General features: G+C 69.6%; 8 protein-coding genes. 4 read left to right on the top strand and 4 right to left on the bottom strand.

Annotated features, from left to right (window positions below):
* Positions 1–498 precede the first annotated feature (498 nt).
* Both VF665_RS24320 and VF665_RS24325 read right to left on the bottom strand, forming a co-directional pair.
* The gene (locus VF665_RS24320) at positions 499–1,863 is read right to left on the bottom strand and encodes a RagB/SusD family nutrient uptake outer membrane protein (protein WP_331056084.1); all 1,365 of its coding nucleotides are present in this window, start codon (positions 1,861–1,863) and stop codon (positions 499–501) included.
* A 14-nt stretch (positions 1,864–1,877) separates the two neighbouring features.
* A complete protein-coding gene (locus VF665_RS24325; RefSeq protein ID WP_331056085.1) occupies positions 1,878–4,991 on the bottom strand; it encodes a TonB-dependent receptor in 3,114 nt (1,037 codons plus the stop codon).
* A 477-nt stretch (positions 4,992–5,468) separates the two neighbouring features.
* Between VF665_RS24325 and VF665_RS24330 the strand changes: the two genes are divergently transcribed.
* Positions 5,469–5,687, top strand: a complete 219-nt coding sequence (locus tag VF665_RS24330) for a DUF3343 domain-containing protein (RefSeq protein ID WP_331056086.1) — start codon at positions 5,469–5,471, stop codon at positions 5,685–5,687.
* Positions 5,688–5,884: 197 nt separating this feature from the next.
* On the opposite strand, the gene VF665_RS24335 is transcribed toward VF665_RS24330, so the two are convergent.
* Together VF665_RS24335 and VF665_RS24340 are read right to left on the bottom strand one after the other, a co-directional pair.
* Positions 5,885–7,453 carry a trehalose-6-phosphate synthase gene (locus tag VF665_RS24335; RefSeq protein ID WP_331056087.1) on the bottom strand — a complete coding sequence of 523 codons (1,569 nt, stop codon included), beginning with the start codon at positions 7,451–7,453 and terminating at the stop codon, positions 5,885–5,887.
* A gap of 65 nt (positions 7,454–7,518) precedes the next feature.
* Positions 7,519–7,806, bottom strand: a complete 288-nt coding sequence (locus tag VF665_RS24340; RefSeq protein ID WP_331056088.1) for a hypothetical protein — start codon at positions 7,804–7,806, stop codon at positions 7,519–7,521.
* Positions 7,807–7,945: 139 nt separating this feature from the next.
* Here VF665_RS24340 and VF665_RS24345 point away from each other — a divergent pair, with 139 nt between their 5' ends.
* The 3 genes from VF665_RS24345 to VF665_RS24355 form a co-directional block, all read left to right on the top strand.
* Positions 7,946–8,341, top strand: a complete 396-nt coding sequence (locus VF665_RS24345; protein WP_331056089.1) for a response regulator — start codon at positions 7,946–7,948, stop codon at positions 8,339–8,341.
* Complete coding sequence (locus tag VF665_RS24350) at positions 8,338–9,489, top strand: diguanylate cyclase (protein ID WP_331056090.1); 1,152 nt, start codon at positions 8,338–8,340, stop codon at positions 9,487–9,489. The genes VF665_RS24345 and VF665_RS24350 overlap by 4 nt, the downstream gene beginning before the upstream one ends.
* Positions 9,486–9,829, top strand: a 344-nt coding sequence (locus tag VF665_RS24355) for a DNA ligase LigA-related protein (protein WP_331056091.1), incomplete at its 3' end; no start/stop codon positions are given. The genes VF665_RS24350 and VF665_RS24355, both read left to right, overlap by 4 nt.

Consider the following 9,829-nt stretch of genomic DNA (forward strand, 5'->3'; position numbering starts at 1 on the left):
CCTCGGCGCTGGGGCGTCATTCTGAAGGAGCGTGCGCCGCGCTTTCCCCCGCACCGCGGTCATCCGCGACTAAACAATCCCGGACCGAAGCGTCCGCCGCGCCGCGGGCCGGCGTGGCGTGCTCCAGCCTCTCCCGCCGCACCCGCAGGGTCCGAGCGCGGCGCGCAACCGGGCGTGCATGGGATGCGGTGGCGCGGGATTCTTCGGTCGGCGCCAGAGCTTGGCGTGGCGGACGGTGCTGCGCGGCGCCTTCCTCGGAATGACGCTCAAAGTCCGAGGCGGGTGAGGAATCCCGGTGCGGCTGATGTAACGCATCCGGTGCCCTGATAGCAGTTCGCGCCTCCCCTATCAAATGCGCGGCTTGCGCGAGTCATCCTCCGCAAGTGGTCATCCCCTATTCCCTATTCCCTGCAGGTCCTCCCCACCCTCCCCCGCACCAAAAAAGAACGCCCCTTCTTGCGAAGGGGCGCTCTCTTCAATCACCCGTCAGCCGCCGGCTCAGTAGCCGGGGTTCTGGCTCAGCTGCGGGTTGGCGTCGATCTCCACCTGCGGGATCGGGAAGTACAGGCGGAAGTCCGCGCGGTACAGGTTGGTCACCGTGGTGGCGATCTCCGGAAGCACGTCGCGGAAGCGGCGCAGGTCAAAAAACCGGTGCCCCTCGGCCACGAACTCGCGGCGGCGCTCGGCCAGGTTGGCCCGCAGCACCTGCTGCGCGCTCGCCACGGCCACGGGATCCAGCGGGTCCAGCCCGGCACGCTCGCGCACGATGTCGATGTCCGCGCGCGCCTGCGCCAGGTTGCCGCCCAGACGGGCCTCGGCCTCGGAACGGATCAGGTACATCTCCGCCAGCCGCAGCATGACGTAGTTGTCGTCGCCGTTGTCGATGCGGAAGTACTTGCCGATGTACTGCGAGCCGCCCAGGAACGACACCAGGTAGCGCTGGTCGGCATTCCGCTGCGCCGACGTGGCGCCGAAGCTGAGCCGCAGCGCGTTCAGCGCCACGAAGCTGCCGCGGCCGCCCTCGTCGTCGGGCAGGAACCACCCCGCGAACGGGCCCGGATCGTTCACCGTGTACTGCAGCTCGAAGATGGATTCTTCGGTGTTCTGCTCGTCCCAGATGTCACCAAAGTTCTCCACCAGCTCGTACTCGTGCGAGTTGATGACCTGCGCCGCAAAGGTGCGGGCGTCCGCCCAGTCCCGGTTGTACAGGTTCACCCGCGCCAGCAGCGCCGTGACCGCGCCCCAGGTGGCGCGCCCGTGGCTGCCCTCATCGTTGTTCAGCAGCAGCGGCTGCGCCGCGCGAAGGTCCGACTCGGCCTGGGTGTAGGTCTGCGCCTCGGTGCTGCGCGCGATGTTGTTCGCCGAGCCCACCACGGTGGTGGGCGTGGTCACCAGCGGCACGCCGCCAAAGAACTCGGCCAGCACGAAGTACATGTGGCCGCGCACAAACAGCGCCTCGCCGCGGTACTGCTTCGCCTCGGCGGTGCTCAGCCCCTGCACCTTGTCCAGCGCCGCCAGCACGTTGTTCGCGCGGTTGATGGCGATGTACGGCACCTGCCACAGGTCGCGCGTCCCCGTGTTGGTGGAGCGGATGGTCCGGATCGACACCTCTTCGTCGGAGGTGTAGGTGTCCTGGAAGCCGAAGTTGTCGGCGTACAGGTCCGGGAAGATCAGCAGGTTGCGGTCAAAGTCGCCGGCGCTGTACGCGTCGTACATGCCGTTGACCGCGACCCGGATTTCCTCCGGAGTGTCCAGCGCCTCGCCGGCCGGAATGCTGGCCGTGGGATTGGTGTCCAGCGGGCTGTCGCAGGCGGCCAGGGCCGCGGCCGCGAAGAGCCCGAGGGAGATCTGCCTGAGTTTCATTCTTTCTCCAGTTCTCACAGGCCCAGGTCGAAGCCGACCGAAATGGTGCGGGACTGCGGAAGCGTGTAGAAGTCGTACCCGCGCGTGACGCTGGTGTCACCCGCGTAGTTCACTTCCGGATCAAAGCCCGAGTACTTGGTCCACGTCACCAGGTTCTGCCCCTGCACGTAGATGCGGGCGCGGCTGGCGCCGGCGCGGCGCGCGAGCGCGTCCGGCAGGCGGTAGCCCACCACCACGTTCTTGATGCGGGCGTACGAGCCGTCTTCCACGAAACGGCTGGAGACCTGGCCGTTGCCGTTGGGGTCCAGAATGGTCAGGCGCGGGTGCGTGCCGTCGGTGTTCTCCGGCGAGTACGCGTCCAGCACGCGGGTGGACAGGTTGTCGCCCGAGCCGCCGGGGCTGTCGGTGTACTGGCGCAGGCCGTTGAACACCTTGTTGCCGCGGCTGAACTGCAGGAACACCGTGGCGTCCAGCCCGCCGAACGTCACCGTGTTGGTGAAGCCGCCCTGGAACTCCGGCCACGGCGAGCCCACGTCGGTGCGGTCTTCGTCGTTGATCTGGCCGTCGCCGTTCACGTCCACGAAGCGCACGTCGCCCAGCGTGGTTTCGTCGCTCTGGAACACCTTGCCCAGCGCCTTGCAGCTCTCGGCGGTCGCCTCGAAGCTGTTGGTGCTCACGCACAGGTCGGCCTCGTTGCGGAACAGGCCGTCGGCGCGCAGGGCGTAGAAGTAGCCCAGCGGCTTGCCTTCTTCAATGCGCACCAGGCCGCCGATGGGCTGGCCGTTGTACAGCTTGGTGACCTCGTTGCGGTTGCGCGAAACGTTCAGCTCCGAGGTCCAGTTCAGCGCGCCGGGACGGGCGCCGCGCACGATCTGCGCACGCGCCGCCAGCTCCACGCCGGTGTTGCGCATGGCGCCGATGTTCTCGGTGATGTTCGCGAAGCCGGTGCTGAACGGAACCGGACGGGCCAGCAGCAGGTCCGTGGTGTTCTTGCGGTACCAGTCAAAGCTCAGGCCCAGGCGGTCCTGGAAGAAGGCGATGTCGCCGCCCAGGTTCAGCTGCGTCGTCTTTTCCCAGCTCAGGTCCGGGTTGCCCAGCTGCGCCGGGCAGATGCCGGCGTCGTCGGCGTAGGAGCAGCCGCCGCCGAACAGGGCCAGCGAGGCGAAGTTGCCCAGCCCCTCCTGGTTGCCCGTCAGGCCGTAGCTGGCGCGCAGCGCCAGGTCGCTGATGGTTTCCTGCTTGGAAAGCAGCTCCTCGCCAAAGCGGTACAGCACCGCGGCCGAGGGGAAGAAGCCCCAGCGGTTGTTCTCGCCAAAGCGCGACGACGCGTCGGCGCGGGCGTTCAGCGTCATGGTCAGGCGGTCGGCGTACGTGTCCGACAGGCGGCCGAACACCGACTGCATGCCGTACTCCGTCACCCCGTTGCCGCCTGCCGAAATGACCGAGGCCGAGTTCAGGAAGCGGAACGCGCTGGTGGGGAAGCCCGAGCCCTGCACCGAGCTGCTCTCGGTGTCGTTGTCCTCGTAGCTGGCGCCCAGCAGGCCGGTAAAGGCGTGGCGCTCGCCAAAGTCGCGGGCGTAGTTCATGGTGCCTTCAAACAGCACCTTGCTCGCGGTGGTGTTGGCCGACACGCTGCTGCCGCCCGAGCCGCTGCCCGGGAACAGGAGCGGGCTGTAGTACAGGTACGAGTTCAGCGCGTACTGGTCCAGGCCCGCCGTAAGGCGCGCCGTGAGGCCCTCCGCCAGCGTGTAGTTGGCGAACGCGTTGCCGATCACGTGAAAGTTGCGCTCCTGCGTCTGGTGCTGGCGCAGCGCCACCGGGTTCACGTAGAAGAAGCCCTCGTTGAACTCGCCGTCCACGCGCACCGGCTCGATGGGAGCCGAGGCGATCGCGTTGGCAAAGGGCGAGATCACGCTGTTGTCCGAGGCGGCGCGGTCCATCACCGAACGGCTCAGCGCCACGCTGGTGCCCACGTTCAGGCGCGAGCTGGCGGTGAAGTCCAGGTTCAGGCGGCCGTTCAGGCGGTCGTAGCCCTGGGGCTTCACGATGCCGTTCTGCTGGAACATGGTGCCGCTCACGAAGTAGCGGGCCCGCTCCGTGCCGCCGGCGATGGAGGCGGAGGTCTGCGAGATGGGCGCGGTGCCCATCACTTCGTTCAGCCAGTTGGTGTCCACCGACGGATCCACCTCGTAGCCGTAGTACTCGAACAGCGATCCGGCGCCGGTGATCTCGTCCAGGCGGTCGTTCTTCCATGCCTGGTCGTAGGCGGCCAGGTACTGCTGCGCGTTGGTGAATCCGGGGCGGCGCCAGGCTTCCTGCACGCCGTAGTACGAGTTCACCGTGATCTCGGGGCGCTCGGCCGCGCGGCCGCGCTTGGTGGTGATGAGCACCACGCCGTTGGACGCGCGCGAGCCGTAGATGGCGGCGGCGCTGGCGTCCTTGAGCACCTCGATGGAGGCGATCTCGTTGGGGTTCAGGTCCGACAGCGCGTCGGTGCCCTGGCCGCCCAGGAAGTCCTCGCCAAAGGGCGAAAAGTCACCCTGAATGAGGGGCACCCCGTCCACCACGTACAGCGGCTGGTTGCCGGCCGAAATGGACGACGCGCCGCGGACGCGCACGCTGATGGCCGAACCGGGCGTACCCGAGTTCTGCTCCACCTGCACGCCGGCCACGCGGCCCTGCAGCACCTCGGCCACCGTGGGGGTGGGCAGGTCCCGCGTCACTTCCGGGCGGATGGACGACACCGCGCCGGTGGTGTTGCGGCGCTCCGTCTGGCCGTAGCCGATGACGACGATCTCGTCCAGGCCCAGCACGTCGGTCGCCAGGGTGAAGTTCACCTCCACCGGCTGCGCGCCCACCGTCACGGCGCGGTTCTGCGTGCCGAAGCCGATGCGGCTGGCGCGCAGGGTGCGCGCGCCCGCCGGAACGCCGTTGAGGGCAAAGCGGCCCTCCTGGTTGGTGACGACGGTCTGGGTCCCCCCGACCACGCTCACCGTGACACCCTGGAGCGGGTTGTTCGAGCCCTGCTCGACCACCCTGCCCCGGATGCTTCCCGCCTGCGCGAGCGCCGCGGCCGGCGCAAGCGCCAGCGCGAGGGCCGCTACCAGCAGCACACGAAGTTTTGTCATCCCGCTCTTCTCCTGGTTTTTACGCCGCCCTCCAAGTAGGCCGGCGAAACTCCCTCTCCAACCTGCCCTGCCCGCGTCCGCCCGCCCCCGCGCCGGGGCTCGTGACGCCATCCCCCCTCCCTCTTCCACTGTCGTGAAAGGCGCGGCAACCCGCTCCGCCCGTCCGGGCGGGAGCGGCGCTCCGCGCGCGTCTGCGTGCGGAACCGTTGCAAGGACACCCGGGGTGCCCGAAGTGTTAGACGCGCGAGGCGGGCGAAAGCTGACGCGGCCGCCCCCGCCGCTTGCGCGCGCGTCCCACGCCGCGCACCATCCCCCGGGGTACCGGGACGAAGATGCGGCCCGCCGCTGTGCCGGGCCGCATTCTGGGATGGTGTTTCCTGTGCAGAAAGTGTAACCGCCAATGTTGCGCAACGCAAGACGCCGCCACGATTTGCATGGCCCGCGCGCCGCATGCCGCGCTGTGGCCGGGGAGGCCCCGTGACCCCCGTCTTTACGTTCGAAACGACGCACCACGCGCTGTGGGCGGAGGAGGTGGCGGGCGCGCACGGGGTGCCGGTGCAGGTGATTCCCGCGCCCCCCGCCGCCCGCGCCCGGTGCAACCTGGCGCTGGAAACGCTCCCGGACGAGGTGGACGCCCTCGCCGCCCTCCTGCGCGCCGAGGGCGTCCCCCACGCCCTCCACATCCCTGCCGCATGACCGCGCCGGATGTTTTCCCGAACAAAGGCAGAGAACGATCCCCCCCGAGCGCCCCTCCGCCGTTCGCCCGCCCCCGCGTGGGGAGTTTGGGGACCGCACCGGCGACGAAAGAAGGCCCCGCGACGCACGCGGGGCCTTCTTCCGTTCCATGATGGACCCCGAACGCGACGGGGCGGTTCAGCCGTCCGCCCCGAAACTCAGGCGCGCTCCGAGGCCCAGGAGCCCGCCGCGAACGGCCCGTCGTCCTCGAACGGCTCGTCGGCGGGATCCATGGGCGGGCGCCCCGCCGCGGAGGCGGCCGCCGCGCGCCCCCACGCCTGAAAGAGGTCGTCCATCCAGTCGTAGATCCCCGTGAGCCCCTCCTGCTGGCGCCGCATTCCCTCCGCGCGCACCTCGGCGGGAAGGGTGAGCGCGTCGCGGATGCGCAGAGCGCACCCCTCGGGGTCGTACGGGTTGATGTGCGACGCCTCCGTCATTTCCTCCGCCGCGCCGGCGAAGAGGGAAAGGAGGAGGACACCGTTGCGGTCGATCTGGCTGGCCACGTACTCCTTGGCCACCAGGTTCATCCCGTCCTGCAGCGAGCTGATGATGCACACGTCCGCCGTGCGGTACAGAATGGCGAGGCGGTCCACCGGCAGCGACTGCTTGATCAGGTGAATGGGGCGCCAGTCGCCGGTACCGAAGCGCTCGTTGATCTCGCGCACCTGGCTGTCCACCTTCTGCGACAGGTCGTCGTACGCCTCGATGTCGCTGCGGCTGGGCACCGCCACCTGAATGAAGGTGAAGCGCTCACGGTATTCGGGGTACCGGTCCCACAGAAACTCCAGCGCCTTGAACTTCTCAGGCAGGCCCTTGCTGTAGTCCAGCCGGTCCACGCCAATGCCGATGGCCCCGCCGCGCGGCGCGTACCGCTGGCGGATGCGCTCCATCTGCTCCTGCACCCCCTCGGCCTGCGCCGCCTGCCGGAACTGGTCGATGTCGATGCTGATGGGAAACGAGCCCACCTGGCAGGTGTGGCCGTCCAGCGTGGCCGTACGGGCCTCCCAGTCCACCTCCGCCCCCGCCAGCCGCCGCGCGCAGCGAAGGAAGTTGTCGGCGAAGATGGGGAGGTGAAAGCCCATGAGGTCGTTGGCCAGCATGCCGCGCAGCAGGTACCCCGCCTGCGGCGCCAGCCGAAAGATGTCGATGGGCGGAAAGGGGATGTGCCAGAAGTGCGCGAGGGTAAGGTCCGGCCGGCGGGCGCGCACCAGCAGCGGCGCCAGCGCCAGGTGATAGTCCTGGAACCAGATCGCCGCCTCCTTGCCCTGCACCTCCTCCAGCACCGCGTCGGCGAAGCGCCGGTTCACGCGGCGGTAGCGCTCCCAGTAGCGGGAGCGCACCCGGGTAAGGTCCGGGCGCAGGTGGCAGAGCGGCCACAGAAACTGGTTGCTGAACCCCAGGTAGTAGCGGTGGATGTCGTGGTGCGTCAGCCACACCCGGCGCAGGGTGTAGCTGGGGTTTTCGGGCGGAACGCGCACGCGGTGGTCGCCGTCCACGGCGGCGGCGTCGGCCTCGCCGGAGCCCCAGGCCACCCACATGCCGCCCAGGGCCTGCAGCAGCGGGTCCAGCGCGGAGGTGAGCCCGCCCGCGGGGCGGCGCACCTCCATTTCCCCCACCTCCTGCGACCACTTGTGCTCGTACGGCTCGCGGTTGGACACCACGACGAAGCGGCGGTTGGGGAACAGCTCGCGAAACAGCGGGCCCAGGTCCTTGGGATCGGTCGGCATTCAGCTCTGGCGCGAAAAAGGGTGCAGGGCCGCCGGGCGGCCGGCGGGGGAATGCCGTCCGGCCGCTACAGCCGGAAGCGCGAACGGGCCATGCGGCCCGCGGCGCCGTGGGTGGCGGCGCGGCCGGGACGCCCCTCGGCCGCGGGCGCCTTGAGCCCCCGGGCGCGGCGCACGGCGGCGGACCGGCCGCCCCGCGCGCCGCCGGGGCGCAGCACCAGCCCCACGCCGGCGCCGAACGCGATGCCCAGCGCAAAGCCGCCCAGAATGCCGAGCCGCCGCGACTGCTCTTCGTAATGCATGCGTGTGAGAAGAAAGGAGTCGGTGCGCGCCGCCGGCGGCAACGCGCGTGCCATGCGGGCACGGGGCAGCCCGGCCCGGCCGGGGGGAGGCAGCCTTGCCACGCCCCCGCGCAGGGGTATAATTATCGTCTGGCCCGCGAAGCGCCACGGCGCGCGGGTAGCGGGCTGCTAACCGGACAGGAGGCACCATAGGATGGCGGATTCCAGCAAGACGGTTCTGCTCGTGGAAGACAACGAGGACAACCGGACCGTCTACCGCACGATCCTCGAGCATTTCGGCTATCAGGTCATCGAGGCGCGCAACGGCGAAGACGGCGTGCGCATGGCGCGCCAGGACCACCCGGACCTGATCCTGATGGACATCAGCATTCCGCTCATTGACGGGTGGGAGGCCACGCGCATCCTCAAGGGCGACCCCGCCACGGCGGAAATCCCCATCATCGCCCTCACGGCGCACGCGCTGGCCACGGACCGCGCCAAGGCGCAGGAAGTGGGCTGCGACGGCTACCTGGCCAAGCCGTGCGAGCCGCGGCGCGTGGTGGCCGAGGTGGAGAAGTTCATCGGCTCCGGGCGGGAGGCCACGGCTTGACGGCAGCGGCCGAGGCGCCCGAAGGCGGCGCCACGCGCATTCTGGTGGTGGACGACGTTGAGGACAACGTCGAAATCCTCAACGCCCGACTTTCGTCGCGCGGGTACGAGGTCATCACCGCCATGAACGGCCCCTCCGCGCTGGAGCGCGTAGAGGAGCAGCCGCCGCACTTGATCCTGCTGGACGTCATGATGCCCGGCATGGACGGCCACGAGGTGGCGCGCCGCATCAAGGCCAACGAGGCGCTCCCCTTCATCCCCATCATCCTGGTAACCGCGCTCACGGAAACCGAGGACGTGGTGCAGGGGCTGGAGAGCGGGGCCGACGACTACATCAGCAAGCCGTACAACTTCAACGAGCTGGAAGCCCGCATGCGGGCCATGCTCCGCGTGAAGCGCCTGCAGGACGAGCTGGACCTGAAGAACCGCGAGCTGGAGGACGCCAACATCCGGCTCAAGAAGCTGTCCATCACCGACGGCCTCACCGAGCTCTTCAACCACCGCCACGTGCACGAGCTGCTGCACGACGAGTTCGAGCGCGCGCGCCGCACGGAGGAGCCGCTGGCTGTGGCCATGATCGATCTGGACAAGTTCAAGTCGGTCAACGACACGCACGGGCACCCCACGGGCGACGTCATTCTGTACGAGACGGCGCGCATCCTTCGCGAAACGGCGAGGGAGATCGACATGGTGGGGCGGTACGGCGGCGAGGAGTTCATCGTCATTCTTCCCAACACGGACGAGGAAGAGGCCGCGGCTTTTGCCGAGCGCGTCCGCGCCGCGGTGGAGGCGCACGTGTACCGCGACGGCCCCGTGGTGGTGCGCATGACCACGTCGTGCGGCGTGGCCGGCGCGGCCGGCGGCGTGGCGTCCAGCCCCGAGGAGCTGCTGAAGCTGGCGGACGAGGCGCTGTACCAGGCCAAGCACGGCGGCCGCAACCGCGTGGTGCGCGCGAGCGAATCCGACGGCTCCGGCCCGGACAACCCCTCGCCGGAGGCCGGTTCCCCGCGGGCCGCCTCATCCGCGTCCGCTCTGTCGGATGCGGCGTCGTCCACCGTGGCTCCGCCCGACGCAGCGCCGTCCGGAACGGGGTCCTCCGAGGCACCGGCGCCCTCCGCACCTGAACCGCCCGCATCCCCACCGGAATGACCCCCGCCCCGCCGCAGGCAGCCGCCCGTGCCGCCGAACTGCGCGAAACGCTGGAGCGGGCCAACCACGAGTACTACGTCCAGGACGCGCCGACGCTCGCGGATGCGGAGTACGACCGCCTCTTTCGCGAGCTGCGGGGCCTGGAGGCGGAGCATCCCGAGCTCCGCACGCCGGACTCGCCCACCGGCCGCGTGGGCGCCGAGCCCGCCAGCCGGCTGGAAAAGACGGCGCACATGGCGCCCATGCTGTCGCTGGACAACGCCTTTGACGAGGGCGAACTGGCGGCGTGGGAAACGCGCAACGCCCGCATCGTGGACGAGGTGCGCACGGCGGGGTACGT

This window comes from Longimicrobium sp., assembly GCF_036387355.1.
GTDB lineage: Bacteria > Gemmatimonadota > Gemmatimonadetes > Longimicrobiales > Longimicrobiaceae > Longimicrobium.